This is a genomic window from Mesorhizobium sp. B2-4-14 (assembly GCF_006442155.1).
In the GTDB taxonomy this organism is placed as follows: domain Bacteria; phylum Pseudomonadota; class Alphaproteobacteria; order Rhizobiales; family Rhizobiaceae; genus Mesorhizobium.
In genome coordinates this window covers 22,702-39,914 of the sequence record NZ_VFVA01000042.1, presented here as the reverse complement: position 1 = coordinate 39,914, position 17,213 = coordinate 22,702, and the positions used below count along the sequence as shown (strand labels likewise).

General features: G+C 62.9%; 19 protein-coding genes, 1 tRNA gene and 1 pseudogene. 10 read left to right on the top strand and 11 right to left on the bottom strand.

Annotated elements, in window-relative coordinates:
* Positions 1-213: 213 nt before the first annotated feature.
* Entirely contained in the window at positions 214-1,266 is a 1,053-nt protein-coding gene (locus FJ938_RS25885) for an ABC transporter permease (protein ID WP_140613453.1), read from the top strand.
* Entirely contained in the window at positions 1,266-2,210 is a 945-nt protein-coding gene (locus FJ938_RS25880) for an ABC transporter permease (RefSeq protein ID WP_140613452.1), read from the top strand. Before FJ938_RS25885 ends, FJ938_RS25880 begins: the two co-directional genes overlap by 1 nt.
* Positions 2,211-2,425: 215 nt before the next feature.
* On the opposite strand, the gene FJ938_RS25875 is transcribed toward FJ938_RS25880, so the two are convergent.
* Complete coding sequence (locus FJ938_RS25875; protein WP_140613451.1) at positions 2,426-3,193, bottom strand: SDR family oxidoreductase; 768 nt, start codon at positions 3,191-3,193, stop codon at positions 2,426-2,428.
* A 283-nt stretch (positions 3,194-3,476) separates the two neighbouring features.
* Here FJ938_RS25875 and FJ938_RS25870 point away from each other — a divergent pair, with 283 nt between their 5' ends.
* Both FJ938_RS25870 and FJ938_RS30455 read left to right on the top strand, forming a co-directional pair.
* Positions 3,477-3,632: a hypothetical protein gene (locus tag FJ938_RS25870; RefSeq protein WP_140613450.1), complete on the top strand. Its 156-nt coding sequence runs from the start codon at positions 3,477-3,479 to the stop codon at positions 3,630-3,632.
* Between the two features lie 130 nt (positions 3,633-3,762).
* Positions 3,763-3,906, top strand: a pseudogene (locus FJ938_RS30455) (LLM class flavin-dependent oxidoreductase); the annotation flags it as partial.
* A gap of 38 nt (positions 3,907-3,944) precedes the next feature.
* On the opposite strand, the gene FJ938_RS25860 reads toward FJ938_RS30455, so the two are convergent.
* The 7 genes from FJ938_RS25860 to FJ938_RS25825 all read right to left on the bottom strand — a co-directional run bounded on the left by FJ938_RS25860 (position 3,945) and on the right by FJ938_RS25825 (position 8,524).
* Positions 3,945-4,631, bottom strand: a complete 687-nt coding sequence (locus FJ938_RS25860) for an isochorismatase family cysteine hydrolase (protein ID WP_140613449.1) — start codon at positions 4,629-4,631, stop codon at positions 3,945-3,947.
* A 393-nt stretch (positions 4,632-5,024) separates the two neighbouring features.
* Positions 5,025-5,342 (bottom strand): hypothetical protein, encoded by a 318-nt coding sequence (locus FJ938_RS25855; protein WP_140698774.1) that lies wholly within the window; start codon positions 5,340-5,342, stop codon positions 5,025-5,027.
* 13 nt (positions 5,343-5,355) lie between these two features.
* A complete protein-coding gene (locus tag FJ938_RS25850) occupies positions 5,356-5,580 on the bottom strand; it encodes a hypothetical protein (RefSeq protein WP_140698771.1) in 225 nt (74 codons plus the stop codon).
* 13 nt (positions 5,581-5,593) lie between these two features.
* On the bottom strand, positions 5,594-5,842 hold the full coding sequence (locus FJ938_RS25845; protein ID WP_140698768.1) for a hypothetical protein: 249 nt from the start codon (positions 5,840-5,842) through the stop codon (positions 5,594-5,596).
* Positions 5,843-5,909: 67 nt separating this feature from the next.
* Positions 5,910-6,872, bottom strand: a complete 963-nt coding sequence (locus tag FJ938_RS25840; protein WP_246673515.1) for a SagB/ThcOx family dehydrogenase — start codon at positions 6,870-6,872, stop codon at positions 5,910-5,912.
* Between the two features lie 516 nt (positions 6,873-7,388).
* Positions 7,389-8,138 (bottom strand): helix-turn-helix transcriptional regulator, encoded by a 750-nt coding sequence (locus FJ938_RS25830; protein ID WP_140613446.1) that lies wholly within the window; start codon positions 8,136-8,138, stop codon positions 7,389-7,391.
* A gap of 310 nt (positions 8,139-8,448) precedes the next feature.
* Positions 8,449-8,524, bottom strand: a tRNA-Ala gene (locus FJ938_RS25825).
* 146 nt (positions 8,525-8,670) lie between these two features.
* On the opposite strand from FJ938_RS25825, the gene FJ938_RS25820 reads away from it, so the two are divergent.
* A complete protein-coding gene (locus tag FJ938_RS25820; protein ID WP_140613445.1) occupies positions 8,671-8,961 on the top strand; it encodes a YggT family protein in 291 nt (96 codons plus the stop codon).
* A gap of 13 nt (positions 8,962-8,974) precedes the next feature.
* Complete coding sequence (locus tag FJ938_RS25815; RefSeq protein WP_140698765.1) at positions 8,975-9,286, top strand: DUF167 family protein; 312 nt, start codon at positions 8,975-8,977, stop codon at positions 9,284-9,286.
* Positions 9,287-9,312: 26 nt separating this feature from the next.
* Here the strand turns inward: FJ938_RS25815 and FJ938_RS25810 are convergent, their stop codons facing one another.
* Genes FJ938_RS25810 through FJ938_RS25800 form a run of 3 tightly spaced genes read right to left on the bottom strand, consistent with a single transcriptional unit; the run spans position 9,313 to position 12,065 of the window.
* Positions 9,313-10,194, bottom strand: coding sequence for a MurR/RpiR family transcriptional regulator (locus FJ938_RS25810; RefSeq protein ID WP_140698762.1), 882 nt, complete (start codon positions 10,192-10,194; stop codon positions 9,313-9,315).
* 30 nt (positions 10,195-10,224) lie between these two features.
* A complete protein-coding gene (gene ugpC / locus FJ938_RS25805; RefSeq protein WP_140698758.1) occupies positions 10,225-11,292 on the bottom strand; it encodes a sn-glycerol-3-phosphate ABC transporter ATP-binding protein UgpC in 1,068 nt (355 codons plus the stop codon).
* Between the two features lie 2 nt (positions 11,293-11,294).
* The gene (locus FJ938_RS25800) at positions 11,295-12,065 is read right to left on the bottom strand and encodes an SDR family oxidoreductase (protein WP_140698755.1); all 771 of its coding nucleotides are present in this window, start codon (positions 12,063-12,065) and stop codon (positions 11,295-11,297) included.
* Positions 12,066-12,248: 183 nt separating this feature from the next.
* On the opposite strand from FJ938_RS25800, the gene FJ938_RS25795 reads away from it, so the two are divergent.
* The 4 genes from FJ938_RS25795 to FJ938_RS25775 all read left to right on the top strand — a co-directional run bounded on the left by FJ938_RS25795 (position 12,249) and on the right by FJ938_RS25775 (position 17,133).
* Positions 12,249-13,487: a sugar ABC transporter substrate-binding protein gene (locus FJ938_RS25795; RefSeq protein WP_140698752.1), complete on the top strand. Its 1,239-nt coding sequence runs from the start codon at positions 12,249-12,251 to the stop codon at positions 13,485-13,487.
* A gap of 432 nt (positions 13,488-13,919) precedes the next feature.
* Positions 13,920-14,789, top strand: coding sequence for a sugar ABC transporter permease (locus FJ938_RS25785; protein WP_140698749.1), 870 nt, complete (start codon positions 13,920-13,922; stop codon positions 14,787-14,789).
* Positions 14,790-14,800: 11 nt separating this feature from the next.
* Positions 14,801-15,625 carry a carbohydrate ABC transporter permease gene (locus FJ938_RS25780; protein WP_140698777.1) on the top strand — a complete coding sequence of 275 codons (825 nt, stop codon included), beginning with the start codon at positions 14,801-14,803 and terminating at the stop codon, positions 15,623-15,625.
* A gap of 26 nt (positions 15,626-15,651) precedes the next feature.
* A complete protein-coding gene (locus FJ938_RS25775; RefSeq protein WP_140698746.1) occupies positions 15,652-17,133 on the top strand; it encodes a M81 family metallopeptidase in 1,482 nt (493 codons plus the stop codon).
* Positions 17,134-17,213 lie beyond the last annotated feature (80 nt).

Here is a 17,213-nt window from a genome sequence, read left to right as displayed (position 1 = left end):
TGGAACGGCTATCCAAAGGAGCGCCCGCCGGGCCCGGTCACCTTCAGCAACGGCCTCAAACGCTTCCACGCCATTGTTGAGGGCTTCGTCCTTGCAAACCCATACTGACCACCGCCAAATCAAATGTGTGCGCACGCTAGCTATACGGGGAGAAGGTGCCGGCAGGCGGATGAGGGGCGGCGCCAACGGCTGGCGGGCGGAGTGCCATAGCTGATGTTCCGCCTGGAAGTTCGTACCGCGACGCCCGCCTGGTTCAACCTTGCGCTGCCGCTGCTGGCGATCGGCGCCACGCTTGTGCTGTGCAGCGGCCTCATAGCGCTGGCCGGCGCCGGCGTGCTCGAATCCTATGGCGTGATGTTCACGGCCTCGCTCGGCGACAGCTACGCGATCACCGAAACGCTGGTGCGCGCCGCGCCGATGATCTTCACCGGTCTGGCGGTGGCCGTCGCCTTCCGGGCCAAATTCTGGAACATCGGCGCCGAGGGGCAGCTGCTCGCCGGCGCGGTAGCCAGCTGCTTTGTCGGCGCGATCCCGATGCCGGGACCGCTCGCCATGCTGTTGATGGCGATCGCCGGCGCCGCGGCCGGCGCCGCCGTCGCGCTCATCCCGGCGACATTGCGAGTGAAATTCAAGGTCGACGATGTCGTCAGTTCGCTGCTGCTCAACTCCGTCATCTATTACGCGCTGATGGCGCTGATCGAAGGGCCGTGGAAGGACAGCTTCAGCGGCTATCCGATCTCGCCTCCGATCGAGGATTCGGCGAATTTCCCGGTGCTTATCGAAGGCACGCGGCTGCATCTCGGCGTTGTCATGGCGCTGATCGCGGCGCCTTTGATCTGGTTTCTCATCGTGCGCACCACGCTTGGCTTCAAAATCCGGGTCACCGGCGAAAACCCGGAGGCAGCACGCTATGGCGGCATCAATGTCCAGCGCGTGCTGCTGTCGACGGCGCTGCTCTCCGGCGCACTGGCGGGACTGGCCGGCGTCGGCGAGGTCGGCGGCGTGCATTTCCAGGTGATGAGCGACATCTCGCCGGGCTACGGCTACTCCGGCATCGTCGTCGCCATGCTGGCGCGGCTCAACCCGCTCGGCGTCGTGCCGGCGGCGATCTTCCTGGCCGCCGTGATGACCGGGGCCGAGGCGATGTCGCGGGCGACCGGTGTTCCGGCCTTCCTCAGCGATGTCATCCAGGGCACAGCGTTGCTCGCCATGCTGGTGGCGCTGCTGTTCACCGCCTACCGCATCCGCCGCGTCGGAGCAGCCTGATGAGCGTGGTGCTGGAACAGATTTTTCAGGTCGGCTTCCTGGCGGCCATCATCCGCATCGCCACGCCGCTGGCCTTTGCCACGCTTGGCGAGATGTTCTCCGAACGGGCCGGCGTGCTCAATCTCGGCATCGAAGGCATCATGCTGCTCTGCGCGATGACCGGCTTCACGGCCACCAGCCTCAGCGGCAGCCTGTGGCTGGGTGTCCTGGTGGCAGTGCTGACCGGCATGCTGATGGGCGCGCTGCATGCGCTGTTCACCGTGGCGCTCGGCCTCAGCCAGCATGTCTGCGGCATCGGCGTGACCCTGTTCAGTTCGGGGCTCGCCTATTTTCTCTACCGGCTGATCTTCGGGCAGCAATCGGTCCCGCCGAGCATCATGGGTTTTCAGACTCTGCCGATCCCGGTGCTGTCCGACATTCCGGTGCTCGGGCCGGCGGTGTTCAACCAGTTCGCGCTGGTCTACATGGCCATCCTGGCCATCCCGCTGGCGGCCTTCATCCTCTACCGCACACCTTGGGGCCTGTCCGTGCGCATGGTCGGCGAGAACCCGCGTGCCGCCGATTCCGCCGGCGTCAGCGTGATCGCCACGCGCTTCCAGGCGGTGATCCTCGGTGGCGCCTTGATGGGTTTGGCCGGCGCCTTCCTGTCGATGGCGCAGTTCAACGCCTTCACTTTCGGCGTCGTCTCCGGGCGCGGCTGGGTGGCGATCGCGCTGGTCGTGTTCGGCCGCTGGGATCCATGGCGCTCGGCGGGTGCGGCGCTGTTGTTCGCCTTTGTCGATGCCTTGCAGTTGCGCATGCAGGCGAGCGGCCTTGGGCACATTCCCTACGAAGCGTTCCTGATGCTGCCCTTCATCTTCACCATCGTCGCCATGGCTTTCATGTCGCGCAATGCTGTCGCTCCCTCGGCGTTGCTCAAGCCTTTTCGGCGGGAGGAGCGGTAACGCAGGCTTAGGTTCCTCGCCCCGCAAAACGGGGAGAGGTGGCCGCGAAGCGGTCGGAGAGGGGCTGCGCTGACTGTCGAATGGTCGCTTTTTCAGGGCCGCGCCTTGCGCCAGCTTCTCAGTCGGTTCTGGCTTCACGCAGGGCATCCCCCGCCCCGTCTCGGGCTTCGCCCGAGCCACTTCTCCCCCCACTCCCGTGGGGGCGAGGAAAAGCATCACATCGCCGTAAAGCCGTTATCGACGAACAGATGCGCGCCGTTGACGAAGCTGGATTCGTCGCTGGCTAGGTAAAGTGCTGCCTTCGCCACCTCTTCCGGCTCGCCGATGCGCCCCTGTTGCGCGGCAAGGGCTGCGTCCGAGACATCGACACCGAGCTTGCCCAGATCGGCGACCTCGCGCAGGCCGTGCGGCGTGCGTATGAAGCCGGGGCAGACCGCGTTGCAGCGGATGTTGCGGTCGCGGAACTCGACGGCGATGGCGCGCGCGAACATGTGGCAGGCGCCCTTGGTGGTGTCGTAGAGCACTTCGTTCGGCGTCGCCGCCACCGCCGAGATCGACGAGGTGCAGACGATCGAGCCGCCGCCCGCCGCGATCATGCCGGGCAGCACGGCGCGCGTTATCAGGAACATCGAGCGCACATTGACGGCATGCAGCCAGTCCCATTCCTGAAGCGTCGTTTCCAGGAACGGCTTTATGACGATGGTGCCGGCATGGTTGAACAGGACGGTGATCGGGCCGAGTTTTTCCGTCGCCCCTTTCACCGCCGCCTCGACTTGCGCTTCGTCAGAGACGTCGGCGACAAAATGCTCGGCGACATGACCGCGCGCCCGGATCGCCGCCGCCGTCGCCGCTGCCGCTTCGCCGTTGCGGTCGATGATCGCCACCCTGGCGCCCTCGGCGGCGAACAGCTCCGAAGCCGCTCCGCCCATTCCCGTCGCGCCGCCCGAAACGATGGCGACCTTGCCGGCAAGTCTCGCGCCCATTTTAACTCCCATATCCCGTTGGATGATGTCTCGTTTTGCGATGCTATCCCTGATGCGCGGAGCGGCCAATGCGCGAATTGGGTCTGCAAGGACGGGGATGGTCCGTCGAGGCTGGCGTTGCGGCGCCCACAACCCATGCCGCAAGCCTTCCAGACAGCGCCAATAAGCAAACCATCGCCAATTTTCGGCCGAATGTGAGAAAATTATTCTGCATCATGCCCGAAAATAGCACTCGACAAAGTCTACAAGTTTTATAGATTAATTGATTGAGACGGAGGTCGATATGTCCTATATCCAGAACGCTCAGACTGACAGCAGCGGCCAGAGGCTGGCCAATGCCCAGACCTTCCGCCCGGCCTATGCCGGTGCCTTTGCCTATTTCGTCTTTGCCCTTGCGTTCGTGTTCACCGGGGCCGTTGTCCTGGGCCTCATTCCCTGAACGTTTTAATCGCCTGGGTTTAGCGGCCCGGCGCTTCCATGCATTCGCAGTCGATGAACCGGATTCCGGTCTGCCTTGGCGCGACCGGTGATTACCGCATCCAGTGAGTCCAGAAATGGAGGAAATGGCAATGCCGATCGCGTTCACGCATATCCCAGGCAAGACCGCCGAGGCCGCGGTTCCCTTTTTCTACGACTTTGCCGAGACCGCGACCAAGCTCGGGCTGATCGAGGATGGTGGCTTCCAGAAGATCGTCGTCGACGATCCGGCCGGGCCGGCCGAGGCTGCAAAGGCGCGCGGGCTGAGTGTCCGTCAGCCCTTTGTTGCTTCGCGCCCGTCGCCAAGCCGTGACAGGCCGTCAATGACTGCGGCTGAATCGGCCAGGGCGCCGAAGACGCCGTCCTCCACCGTCACCATGTGAAGCGCCGCCTCGTGGGCTCTCTGGTCGCCGCTCGCACAGGCGTCCGAGATCGTCAGGCACTGAAAATTGCGGTCGCAGGCTTCGCGCAGCGTGGTGTGGACGCAGACATCGGTCGTGCAGCCGGAAAACATCAGATGCGTGATGCCTCGGGCACGCAGCACGAGCTCGAAATCCGTATAGGTGAAGGCGCTGTTGCAGGTCTTGTCGACGATGATGTCGTGCGGCCCGACGTCGATCTCCGGAACGATCTGGAAACCCTGGCCCGAGCGCAAAAGGATGTCCGTGCCGTCCAAGCCGGCGCGCTTGCGGCGCCATTTCTCGTAAGGCGTCATGTCGGCCATGTCGGCACGATAGCCCTGCCTTGTGTGGATGACCGTGACGCCGGCGGCGCGGGCCGCGCCGATCAGCCGGTTCACGGCCGGCAGGATCGCCCGCAGCGGTGAGGGATCGTATCCCTTTCTGGCGAAATAGCCCGTCGTCGACAGGAAATCCTGCTGCAGGTCGATGACGACCAGCGCTGTGTTTTCGGCCACCAGCCTGCTGTCATAAGGGTAGTCGAAGGGCGTTGCCTTGATCATCGAGAGCTTCCTGTTGCCCGGGTCACTCTAGCGATTCTCCATTGAGGCGGCGAGGCACGGATACGGGCGATCGGCGCCCTGGGTTGCAGAAAATTGTTGAGTGTTGCAGTCATCTTCAATGTTGACTAGTAATGTCATGTTTCATGTCAACCGCCATCTGCCTGCCGCAGCAGGAAGCGCCCGCGAGAACGAGGAAGAAGCTCTTGTCCAGACATGGTTTGTTGGCGAGGCTGGTCGCAGCGGTGATCATGGCGGGCGGCAGCGCCTCGGCCCAGCAACAGCCGGCCGGCATCGCCCTCGAGGTCGAGGCACCTGGGGCGCCCGCCTCGGCGACACCCGCTGCTCCAGTGGTTTCCGCCCGGAATTGCCTCAAAGCAAGACGAGTGGGGTTGCTCAGCTCAGCGACTGACATAGTGCTTCGACCTGCTCGAGGTAGAAGCGGCATTTCGTGCGCAGGATTCTCAGGTTCGGGTCGTCGGCGCCGTTGATCTCGATGGTCTGCATCATGAAATCGAAATGGGCATGAAAGGCGTCTGCCGCGCCCCAGAGGCTGTCGGCCTGCCAGCTGTCGGCCATGGCCATGGAAATCAACCGTCGGGCCTCGACGCGCGCCGAGTCCGGCGATGCCGCCCGGGCTGCGAGCAGGGCATGGAGCCGGCCGAAGATGCTTTCCCTGGCGTCGACGGTCCGGACGGTTGCAAGCATGTTCATCTGCGGGTTCCCCTCAAATCTCTGCGCATGAATGTTCATTTTGCGGGCTGCCAGCGATCAAGGCGGCGATCACTGCCGGATCCGATCGCCGGCCCCCGATGTTGGCAGCCTCGGCATTGGCCTGCTCGAACCGCCAGACCATATCGGTGCGATCAGGCTCGGCGGCGGCTTTTTCCGGCAGCAGACCTTGCAGCGCACAAGGTGTCTCCCGCCGGTTCGGCCGTAAGCCCGCCGGCACACGGCTGCATCCGCTACGCCCTCCTTGGCTGAGCGTGGTCCTTTGCATACGGCTTGGGATGCATGGGGTTGCCGCTGAGTTGCGCAAGCCTTGCCGGCCGGGCGCCGCGCAGAATATCGAATGCTTCGGCATAGGCCATGCCAAGCAAATAGGAGGTCATGGGAAAACGGCTTGCGTCGGCAATCTGCACGAGCTCATTGGTCATCGACGCGATATATTGAAGACTATCGATCTCTGACTGCCGTAAGGACTGATTTGCCACGTGCTGCTCCTTTATCGGATGGAACTCAGGGGACGCGTTACTGGCTACACCGGACATACCGAGGCGGCTAATTGATGGATTGACCGGCCGCATGCGGGCTCGGTTCCGAGGTCGAGAGGGTCAAGGCATAGATGGGCGCGTCGGTGAGGCGGTCGAGGCCGAGTAGGCGCTTGATCGCCGAGTGGCTGAGAGCTGCGGTGGGACACGCCGACAGACCATGCCTGGTCGCCGCCAGCATCATATTCTGGCCGATATGGCCAGCCTCGATCAGGACGACGCGGTAGGCGTTGGCATCCTCATATTTCCACATGGTCCGGTCGAGCCTGGCGCACAGGAGGACCAGGCATGGCATGGTATCGGCCCATTCCTGCCCGCCGACCAACTCCGAGATCCTCGGCAGATGGTTGGCCGAGATCCTGCCGAGGTCGTGATCGGCGGCGGAATAGTGATAGACACCGGGCTCAAGACCCTCGACGCCAAGCGCAACCACATAGGCCTCATAGGGATTGCGCGCGCCGCCCGAGGGGGTCATGCCGAGCGGCAGGGCGCCGACGCAGTTATTGGTTTCGCCGGTTATGCCCATGCCCGCGAACAGGCAGTCGGAGAGCTGCCGCGCGGTGATGGTGGGCGCGGCCGCGGTGCGGTTGGTGCGGCGCCGCGCCATCAGGGCCAGAAGTTCGTTGTTGGCCAGTGCGTTCGGCAGCCGAATGGCATCCGTGGCATTTTTCAGCAGAAGGTCGGGCTGGGTGGCATGACCGGCGCGTTCGATCTGCCGTGCCTCGGCCTGTTCGAGGGTCATGAACTCGCTGTCCTGGACGCAGAAATGCATCAGCGCAGTCGGAATGCCCCAGTTCCACTGCCCGGAGAACTGCGTCTCCCGTTCGGCCAGCGGCGAGCCGGCGGTGACCAGGGCGGAAAAATCCAGCAATTGCGGAACGACGGCATTGAGGTCGGATTTCGACCATCCATGAGCGCGCGCGACCTCTCCCGTGGAGGCCCATTCGTCCCAGGATGCGAGAAGACCAACCACTGCGGGGCTGCATTCGAAGACGCTTCGGTCAGGAAATTGCAGGCCGTGAGCTTGTTGGTCCCGGGGTAGAACACAAGTGTTTTTGAGGAGCGCATTTTCATGATGCTGGATGCCGTTTTTGAAAGCAAGGCGCCGACAGAGCGGACAGCCCGTCGGCGCCGAACGACTTCAGCGCTTGTTGTAGTGCATGCCCTGCGAGAAGAAGACGGTCTGGGTGCCTGCGGCAACCGTCAGCTTCGGGGCGTTGTTTACTTTCTTGGCCATTTTCGTCCCTTTCCCGACCCCCAATGGGATCTGTTAAAAGATCCCCCACAGCGGGATCCGCGAGAAGAAAGGTAAGTTCGAAAGAATTAATTGTGTGTTAAAATTACAGTAAATCCAACGTTACCTATAATATCTTTCTTTCCAAGAAAGTCTAAAAAATCGATTTTACTCAGATATGGAGTAGGTACTCGCTGGCATACGCTTTTTCGAGATATTCTTGTTCTTATTTAGCATAACCAGCAGCTGGTGCTCCTAGCTCAGCCCGTCCTGGGTGAGGCTGACGACGAGCTGATCGATGGCGGGATCGTCAAGCGTGACAACATGCGCCATACGGATCGCATGCCGTGCTCGGATACCGGACATATCCTGCCGCATAATGACCGATACGAATGCCGGCCCGGCCTCGGTCAGAAGCATGGCCTTGCCGACGAGAACCGGTTCCGAGATTGGAGCCCATTGCACGGAGATCAGCGATGGCTCGCCGGTCTGGCGACGGTTGACGCCGCTAAAATAGATCCAGTTCAGGCGCGAGATCGCCACGCCGTAGTGGTTGCCGCGCGCCCGCGCCCATGTCGAGCCCCGGCGCTCCGACCATCCGGTGACCCTGCGGAATGAGACCAACTCGGCCTCGCGACGCACGAAAGTCACCGACCGCATCAGGAGGTCGGGACGGGCCGGGATCGAAAAATAGGTGAAATAGGTGCCTCCCGCGATCGACGGGGCGGGAGGGCGAATCATCTGGTTGAACAGGCTTTCGGAGATCGGCGGCAGACCGGCAACCGAAGGCTCGGGCATGCCGGGGCCCTGATACAGTTCGGCTTCGTGGATGCGGAAATAGTCGCAGATCAGCTTGGCCGTGGCCTTGTTCGGAATGGTCTGGCCCTGCAGATAGCGTTCGAACTGCGTGCGATTGATCCCCAACTCACGGCATACCGCGCTGATGGATGCATGGTCCTTGCAGAGCCGTCTGAGATTTGCAGCGAGATTCTCGCGAATGGACACGTCTTTGCTTTCGCAGGCGAATTCTTCATTTCGACCCGAAATCCATATAGCGCCTTCGGTCGCCCCCGCCGAAACGCCCAGTCACAACACACAGAAAAAACTGATTTGGTAACGCCAGTCTAATGGGGCGGCTTCCAAAAAAAATAGTGCCGATCCGACAGCGACCATCGCCATAAGTCCAATTGACAATTGTCTTGCCCTGGAAATCCCGCGAAATCGTATATGGCCTTTTGAGGAGCATTGACGCCGCGCGTCGCAACGGATGCCGTCCGCGCCTTGCGGCAAAAAAGCGGACCACCGATTATTCCGCTGGTGGAGCTGAGGAGGATCGAACTCCTGACCTCGTCATTGCGAACGACGCGCTCTCCCAGCTGAGCTACAGCCCCGTCCAGCGGATGGCGCATTTATCGGGCGCGGCGGATTTCTGTCAAGGCGGCGTTTTGCCGAAATCCTTGCTGCCTGTCGCGCCGGCCGGCGGCTCTTGCCGGTTTGGTGCGCAATGGCTACATGTCGGCAACAATTGGAGACCGGCATGCTCGCCCTCATTCAAACCATCGTCATGGCGCTCGACCTTTATTGGTGGGTCATCATCGCCTCGGCGATCTTTTCCTGGCTCTATGCCTTCAACGTCGTCAACTCGCGCAACCAGTTCGTCGGCAGCATCGGCAACATGCTCTACCGGCTGACCGAGCCGGCGCTGCGGCCGATCCGCCGGTTCATGCCCGACCTTGGCGGCATCGACATCTCGCCGATTATCCTGCTGCTGATCCTGTTCTTCGTCAGGCAGTTCATTCTTACTACGGTGGCGCCGCTGCTGCTGTGAGTCCGGCGGTTGCATGAGCGCGCCATTCCTCATCCGCGAAAACTGCATCGAGCTGTTTGTCCGGCTAACACCGAAATCTTCGGTGGACAGGTTGGAAGGCGTCGAAACATCGGCGGACGGGCGCAGCCATTTTAAGGCGCGGGTCCGCGCCGTGCCGGAAAACGGTGCGGCCAATCAGGCGCTGGAGAAGCTGGTCGCCAAGGCGCTGGGGGTGCCAGGGTCGGCCGTTTCGGTCGTTGCCGGCGGCACGGCACGGCTCAAAACGCTGCGCGTTGTCGGCGAACCGGTGACACTGGCAAGAAGCGTCGAGGTGTTCGGTGCATAGGTCTCCTTGCCGCACGACCTTCGGAGTCAATCGCCCAGCGGCAAACGCGGATCGTCGACCTTCAGCGTGTTTACGCTCTGCTTGATGCGACGCAGGTTCTCCAGCACCTTCGGGCCGCGCGTCTCGGCCACCGATGTCACGATCATGTCGACGATCGCCAGCAGGGCGTAGCGCGACGATGTCGGCTTGTAGATGTTGCCATCCTCGAGCGGCTGCAGATGGATGACCGTATCGGCGACCTTGGCCAGCGCCGAGTCAGGGGCGGTGACGGCCACAGTCGTGGCGCCATATTGCTGGGCGACCTGCACGGCCTCGATGACCGAGCGCGCATAGCCGGACACCGAAAAAGCGACCAGAGTGGTCTCGGGCGTGGCAACGGCGGCATACATGCGCTGCAACTGGCCGTCGATCTGCGCCAGCACGGGCAAGCCGAGCCTGAACAGCCGGTTCTGCATCTCGGTCGCCATCATCGAGGAGATGCCGCCGGAGCCGATGCACAGGACATTGCCCGAAATCGCCAACCGCTCGGCGACCGCGACCAGCGTCGTCATGTCGAGATTCTCGCTGGCGCGCTGGATGGCCGAGATCGCCGCTTCGGTGATGGCGGAGGCGATGCGCTGCTCGCGGGCATCGCGGCTCAGTGGCTCCGGCGACAGATATTGGCCGCCGATGGCGATGGCCTGCGCCAGATAGAACTTGAAGTCGCGCAGGCCCTCGCAACCGAGATTGCGGCAGAAGCGCGTGACCGTCGGTTCGCTGACGCCGACGCGTGAGGCGATCTCCGAGATCGCCGCCTTGGAGGCGAAATCGAGATCGGATAGCACGAGGCCGGCCAGGCGGCGGTCCGACTTGGTGCCGTCCTGCGACATCAGCTGCAGCCGCGTGATGATGTCGGCCGGCGTCTTCATGCTTGTGCCTTCGTCGTCATCCCTGCGTTCTCACAGCGGCAGGCCCGTCGCCTTGTCGAACAGATGGATGTTGCCGGGATCGACCGAGACCGGAAGCAGGTCGCCCGGCCTGATCGGCACCCTGTCACGGAACACGGCGCGCACCGTATCGGCGCCGATGGCGCCATAGACGTGGGTCTCGGAGCCGGTCGGCTCGACGACATCCACCTTGAGCGCCATGGCGTCGGCGGCTTCGCCGATGATGAAGTGCTCGGGCCGGATGCCGGCCTCCACCACGCTGCCCGCAGGCACCGGCTTACCGGCAAGCGCAAGCCGGCCGCCGCCAACCGACTCGAACCAGGTCTTCTCAGGCGTCGTCCTGAGAGCCCCGGAGACAAAGCTCATCGACGGGGAGCCGAGAAAGCCGGCAACGAACTTGTTGGCCGGCCTGTCATAGAGTTCGAGCGGTGCTCCGACCTGCTGGATCCTGCCGTGGTCCATCACGACGATGCGGTCGGCCATGGTCATGGCTTCGATCTGGTCGTGGGTGACATAGACGATCGTCGATTTCAGCCGCTGGTGCAGCGCCTTGATCTCGGTGCGCATCTGCACGCGCAACTGCGCGTCGAGATTGGAGAGCGGCTCGTCGAACAGGAACACCGAGGGTTCACGGACGATGGCGCGGCCCATGGCCACGCGCTGGCGCTGGCCGCCCGAGAGCTGGCGCGGGTAGCGGTCGAGATAGGAAAACAGGTTGAGGACGCCGGACGCCTTCTTGACCTTTTCGTCGACCGCCGCGCGGTTCTCGCCACGGATCTTCGGGCCGAAGCCGATATTGTCGGAGGCCTTCAGGTGCGGGAACAGCGCGTAGGACTGGAACACCATCGCGATGTTGCGCTGCTGCGGCGGCAGGTCGTTGGCGCGTGTGCCGCCGATCAGCAGATCGCCCGAGCTGATCGTCTCCAGGCCGGCTAGCATGCGCAGCAGGGTGGACTTGCCGCAGCCCGACGGGCCGACCAGCACGACGAACTCGCCGCTTTTTATATCGAGGTTGATGTCCTCGAGGATCCTGTGCTGGCCGAAGGATTTCGACAGGTTGCGAAACAGGACGTCGGTCATGGTCACGCTCCCAATATGTCGTCGATGAACGGCAGGCAGCCGGCGGTCAGCCCGGCATCGACGGGCATCACCACGCCTGTTACGCCCGAGGCGCGGTCGGAGGCAAGGAAAGCCACCGCTTCGGCGACTTCCTGTGGGTTGACGATGCGGCCGAGCGGATAGAGCCGCTTGAGCTTGCCGAGGATTTCCGGATCCTTGGCTAGGCGATGGTCCCAGGCGGCGGTGCGGATCGACCCGGGGCAGACGACATTGGCGCGCACGCCGCTGCGGCCAAGCTCGACGGCGATCGATTTGGCATAGGCGTTGATGCCGGCCTTGGCGGCGGCATAGGCGGGATTGCCGAAATGCGCGATGGCATTGACGGAGGAGATGAAGACGACGCTGCCCGATCCGCGCGCGGCCATCGCCTTGGCGATAGGGTCGGCGAAGGTCATCACCCCGGTCAGATTGAGGTCGAGCTCATGCTCGATCCTGTCCGCCGTCAGCGCGGCAAGCGTCTCGGCGCGCGTCCAGCCGGCGTTGTTGATCAGGATATCGGGTACGCCGTCCCTGTCGAGCACGGCGGTGATCGCCTTCTCTACGGACGCGCGGTCAAGAAGGTTGAAGACATGGCGCGAGGCAAGGTGCGGGCTTGCCAGCGCCTCTTCGGATTGGTCGCAGCCGACCACCCGCGCGCCCCTTGCGGCCAGCAGTGCGACGATCGCCGAGCCAAGGCCGCCGCCGGCACCCGTGACGACGACAGTACGGCCCTCGAATTCGGCTTTCGAAACCACGGTGCTTGTTCCTCCCGCAGATCAGGCAGATGCCGGCAGGCTAAGGAATGGAATGTAATTAAGCAACATGATAATCCGCTTGCATGCGGTGGATTCGTCGATAATGTAGGAAAGTCACATAAATCTTGTGCCAGCCATCGGCGCAAGGAGCGCAAAAAGCGCGGAACAAATGGGAGAGATCGGATGAGCCTTGCCAAATGGACTGTCGGCCTGATGGCCGGATTGAGCATGCTGGCCTTCGCGGCGCAGGCGAATGCGGGTGAAGTGCGCGTCACCGTCGCCGAGTACAGTGCCAAGACCGGGCCTTATTTCGAAGAGGTGAAGAAGGAGTTCGAGGCGAAGAACCCCGGCATCACTGTCAAGTTCGAAGTCGTGCCGTGGGATGTGCTGCTGCAGAAGCTGACCACCGACATCACCGCCGGCACCAATGCGGATCTCTCGATCATCGGCACGCGCTGGCTGATCGACTTCGTCCAGCAGGATGTCGCCGAGCCGCTCGACAGCTACATCACGCCCGAATTCAAGGGCCGTTTCATCGAGACCTTCCTGTCGCCCTCGATCATGAATGGCAAGACCTATGGCCTGCCGATCGCAGCCTCTGCTCGGGCCATGTATTACAACAAGGAACTGTTCGAGAAGGCCGGCATCGCCAAGCCGCCGGCGACCTGGACCGAACTGCAGGACGATGCCCGCAAGATCAAGGCACTGGGTTCCGGCAGCTTCGGCTTCGGCTTGCAGGGCAAGGAGATCGAGACCGACGTCTACTACTACTACGCGATGTGGTCGCAGGGCACCGAGATCCTCAACAAGGACGGCACCTCCGGCTTGAGCACGCCGGGCGCGCTTGCAGCAGCCAAGCTCTATAAGTCGATGATCGATGAAGGGTTAACCGAGCCCGGCGTCACCTCCAACAATCGCGAGGACGTGCAGAACCTGTTCAAGCAGGGCAAGGTCGGCATGATGATCACCGCACCGTTCCTGTCCAACCAGATCAAGGAAGAGGCGCCGAGCCTGAAATACGGCGTGGCGGCCATTCCGGCCGGGCCGACCGGCGCGCGCGGCACCTATGGCGTCACGGATTCCATGATCATGTTCAAGAACTCCAAGAACAAGGACGAGGCCTGGAAGCTGATGGACTTCCTGTTCACGAAGGAGCAACGCGCCAAGTTCACGCAAGGCGAAGGCTTCCTGCCGGTGAACAAGGAAGAGGCCAAGATGGACTATTACGTCAACAATGCCGATCTGGCCGCCTTCACCGCGCTCCTGCCCGACGCCCGTTTCGCGCCGGTCATTCCGGGCTGGGAAGAGATCGCCCAGATCACCTCCGACGCTATGCAGAAGATCTATCTCGGCAGCGTCGACCCCGAGACAGGCCTGAAGGAGGAGGCGGCGGCGAAAGCCAACGCAGTGTTGAAGAAGTAGGGGCCGTGCTCAAGAAATAGGGCGTATCTCCCTGCGCCCGTGGCGCGCCCCAAACTCAGGCGGGGCGCGCCACAGTTTTCGGGCTTAAGCGCAAAGCGTCGAACGCCGACGGGACAACCACTTCGTACAGGGAATAGATCGCCGATGTCGCGCCGCCCCTCATTGCCCTGCCGGGCATTTCTCCCCGTATAGGGACGGGGAGAAAGGGCTGGCCGCGATCTTGTCGTCCTCTTTGAGACGCTGGTGATTGGTCAAAGCGGCGGCGAGAGCGCCCCTCTCCCCGTCACTATACGGGGAGAGGATGCCGGCAGGCAGGTGAGGGGCAGCGCCGACGCCGGGAAAGAGTTCGAAACTGAGCGAAGAACAGATCAGAATTAGTCCAGCTGGCAAACCAGCGCTGCTGATGCCTCACAACGCGGTACAGGCCAGCCGATGCGAAATCGTACCTTGCCCTATCTCCTGACCTTGCCCAGCCTGTTCCTGGCGGCGGTCGTCATCTTCTGGCCGGTCTGGGACCTGATCCAGATATCGACCCATGACGTCAATCGCTTCGGGCAATTGCACGAGTTCAGCGGCCTCGCCAATTTCTCGGCGCTGTTTGCCGATCCCGACTTCGTCGCCGCGCTGTGGCGCACCGGGCTGTGGACAGTGCTGGTGGTCGGCGGTGCGCTGCTGCTGTCCATCCCGGTGGCGATGATCCTCAACACCGATTTCCATGGCCGCGGACTGGCCCGCGTCATCATCATGCTGCCTTGGGCGGTGTCGCTGACCATGACGGCAGTGGTCTGGCGCTGGGCATTGAGCGGCGAAAGCGGCATGCTGAATTCGGCGCTGATCGGGCTCGGCCTGATCGACCACAACGTCCAGTGGCTTGCGAGCGCCGAGACGGCGTTTCCGATGCAAGTGCTGATCGGCATACTGGTGACGGTGCCATTCACCACGACGATTTTCCTTGGCGGCCTGTCGTCGATCCCGGACGATCTCTATGAAGCGGCGGCGCTTGAAGGAGCAACGCCAATACAGCAGTTCCGCGAGATCACCTTTCCGCTCCTGAAGCCGTTCATCAACATCGCCATCGTGCTCAACACGATCTATGTCTTCAATTCCTTCCCGATCATCTGGGTGATGACGCAGGGCGGGCCGGCCAACTCGACCGATATCCTGGTCACCCACCTCTACAAGCTCGCCTTCCGCATCGGCAAACTGGGCGAGGCTTCGGCGGTGTCGCTTATGATGTTCGCCATATTGCTGATCTTCACCATGATCTATGTACGGCTGGCGATGCGGGAGCAACGCGGATGACAAATGGGTTCATGACGGGCAAATTGAAGCGCACGATCATCGCCTGGCTGCTGCTGGCGCCGCTGATCGTGGTGACGCTCTTTCCCTTCGCGGTAATGTTCCTGACCGCGGTCAAGCCGCGGACCGAGGTGCTATCGCCGACATGGTGGCCGAGCGAGTTCCGCTGGTCCAACTTCTCCGACATGTGGGTGGCGACCGGCTTCGGCCAGGCGCTGGCCAATTCGCTCTATGTGTCTGTTATCGCCACGGTCGGTGCCATCCTCATCTCCGTTCCGGCCGCCTATGCCATGTCGCGCTTTCGCTTTGCCGGCTACGGTGTCTTCCGCCAGTTCCTTTTGATCTCGCAGATGATCTCGCCGATCGTGCTGGTGCTTGGCCTGTTCCGGCTTATGGCGGCCTGGGGGCTGGTCGAATCGACGACCGCGCTCGGCTTCATCTACATGGCCTTCAATGTCGCCTTCACCGTCTGGATGCTGCAGAGCTATTTCGACACCATTCCGCGAGACCTCGAGGAGGCGGCCTGGATGGAAGGCGCCGAGCGCTGGCTCACCCTGCGCAAAGTGTTCCTGCCGCTCTGCCTGCCGGCGATCGCGGTGACCGCCATCTTCACCTTCATCAATGCCTGGAACGAGTTCGTCGTGGCACTGACCATGCTGCGCAGCCAGGAAAGCTACACGCTGCCGATCCAGGTGTTCTCGCTGGTTGCCGGCCGCTACACGATCGAGTGGCACCATGTGATGGCGGCCACGCTGCTGGCGACGTTGCCGGTGGCGATCCTGTTCATTTGGCTGCAGCGCTATCTGGTGCGCGGACTGGCGCTCGGGGCGGTCAAATAGCGTAAGTAATTGTCCACGGAGCTTTCATGCGCATCTTTACCGCCTCACTGGCGACGGAAACCAACACTTTCTCGCCGGTGCCGACCGACCGGGCCTCGTTCGAAATGGCCTTCTACGCCGGACCGGGCAAGCATCCCGATACGCCGACGCTGTGCTCCTCGCCGATCGTCGTCTTGCGCCGGCGCGCGGCCGCCGAAGGTCTGACCGTGATCGAAGGCACCGCCACCTGGGCCGAGCCCGGCGGCCTGGTGCAGCGGCAGACCTATGAGGCGCTGCGCGACGAGATCCTGGGGCAGCTCGAGGCGGCGCTGCCGGTCGATGCGGTCATTCTCGGCCTGCATGGCGCCATGGTGGCGCAAGGCTATGACGACTGCGAAGGCGACCTGCTCGAGCGCGTGCGGGCCATCGTCGGGCCTGACGTGGTGATCGCCTCGGAATTCGATCCGCATAGCCATCTGACGCCGAAGCGCGTGGCGGCGTCCGACATCATGGCCTATTTCCTCGAATTCCCGCACACCGACTTCTATGAGCGCGGCGAGCATGTCGTCGAGCTTGGCCTAGCCGCCGCGCGCGGCGAGATCAAGCCCGTCATCTCGACCTTCGACTGCCGCATGATCCAGGTGCTGCCGACCAGCCGCGAGCCGATGCGGTCCTTCGTCGACCGCATCAAGGCGCTGCACGGCAAGGACGGCGTGCTGTCGGTGTCGGTCGTCCATGGCTTCATGGCCGCCGACGTGCCGGAAATGGGCACGCGCATCCTTGTCATCACCGACAATGATAAGGAAATTGGCGATGCGCTGGCGGAGCGGCTGGGGCGCGAGCTCTACGCGATGCGCGAAAAGACGGCGATGACGATGCTCTCCACCGCCGACGGTATTGACCGGGCGCTGGCCGTTCGCGCCGAAAATCCCGGCAAGCCCGTGGTCATCGCCGACATCTGGGACAATCCCGGCGGCGGCGTTCCCGGCGACGGCACTTTCGTGCTGCGCCAGATGCTGGCGCGCGGCCTGGATAAGTTCGGTGTGGCGACGATCTGGGACCCGATCGCCGTGACCTTCTGCCTGGCGGCGGGCGAGGGCGCGGTCATCGACCTGCGCTTCGGCGGCAAGGCTGGACCGCAGGCGGGCGAGCCGATCGACGCGCGCGTCAAGGTGCTGAAGGCGGTTCCGGAGGGCTGGCAGAGTTTCGGGCCGAGCCGGGTGACCCTCGGGCCGACCGCGCTGGTCCGGATCGATGGCACCGAGGTCGACATCATCCTCAACACCAACCGCACCCAGACCTTCGAGCCGGACATTTTTTCCAACATCGGCGTCGACCCGCTGGCCAAGGGCATGCTGCTGATCAAGTCGACCAACCATTTCTACGCCGGCTTCGCGCCGATCGCCGCCGAGATCATCTATGTCACGGCGCCGAGTTCCTATCCGAGCAATCCGGCGGTGACGGATTACAAAAAGCTGAAGCGGCCGGTGTGGCCAAGGGTGGCGGATCCTTGGGGCGCGGGGAGGTGACGCTGATGATCTCCCCCTTGAGGGGAAGATGTCGCCGAAGGCGACAGAGGGGGTTGCCCGAACTGCCACGACGCCATGCA

Bases quoted from the DNA above. Each gene is read 5' to 3' on its own strand.
- FJ938_RS25880 (WP_140613452.1), top strand. From the start codon at position 1,266: ATGAGCGTGGTGCTGGAACAGATTTTTCAGGTCGGCTTCCTGGCGGCC.
- FJ938_RS25820 (WP_140613445.1), top strand. From the start codon at position 8,671: ATGCTCGCCCTCATTCAAACCATCGTCATGGCGCTCGACCTTTATTGG.
- FJ938_RS25870 (WP_140613450.1), top strand. From the start codon at position 3,477: ATGTCCTATATCCAGAACGCTCAGACTGACAGCAGCGGCCAGAGGCTG.
- FJ938_RS25815 (WP_140698765.1), top strand. From the start codon at position 8,975: ATGAGCGCGCCATTCCTCATCCGCGAAAACTGCATCGAGCTGTTTGTC.
- FJ938_RS25775 (WP_140698746.1), top strand. From the start codon at position 15,652: ATGCGCATCTTTACCGCCTCACTGGCGACGGAAACCAACACTTTCTCG.
- FJ938_RS25855 (WP_140698774.1), bottom strand. From the start codon at position 5,342: ATGAACATGCTTGCAACCGTCCGGACCGTCGACGCCAGGGAAAGCATC.
- FJ938_RS25795 (WP_140698752.1), top strand. From the start codon at position 12,249: ATGAGCCTTGCCAAATGGACTGTCGGCCTGATGGCCGGATTGAGCATG.
- FJ938_RS25875 (WP_140613451.1), bottom strand. From the start codon at position 3,193: ATGGGCGCGAGACTTGCCGGCAAGGTCGCCATCGTTTCGGGCGGCGCG.
- FJ938_RS25810 (WP_140698762.1), bottom strand. From the start codon at position 10,194: ATGAAGACGCCGGCCGACATCATCACGCGGCTGCAGCTGATGTCGCAG.
- FJ938_RS25785 (WP_140698749.1), top strand. From the start codon at position 13,920: ATGCGAAATCGTACCTTGCCCTATCTCCTGACCTTGCCCAGCCTGTTC.
- ugpC (WP_140698758.1), bottom strand. From the start codon at position 11,292: ATGACCGACGTCCTGTTTCGCAACCTGTCGAAATCCTTCGGCCAGCAC.
- FJ938_RS25860 (WP_140613449.1), bottom strand. From the start codon at position 4,631: ATGATCAAGGCAACGCCCTTCGACTACCCTTATGACAGCAGGCTGGTG.
- FJ938_RS25885 (WP_140613453.1), top strand. From the start codon at position 214: ATGTTCCGCCTGGAAGTTCGTACCGCGACGCCCGCCTGGTTCAACCTT.
- FJ938_RS25780 (WP_140698777.1), top strand. From the start codon at position 14,801: ATGACGGGCAAATTGAAGCGCACGATCATCGCCTGGCTGCTGCTGGCG.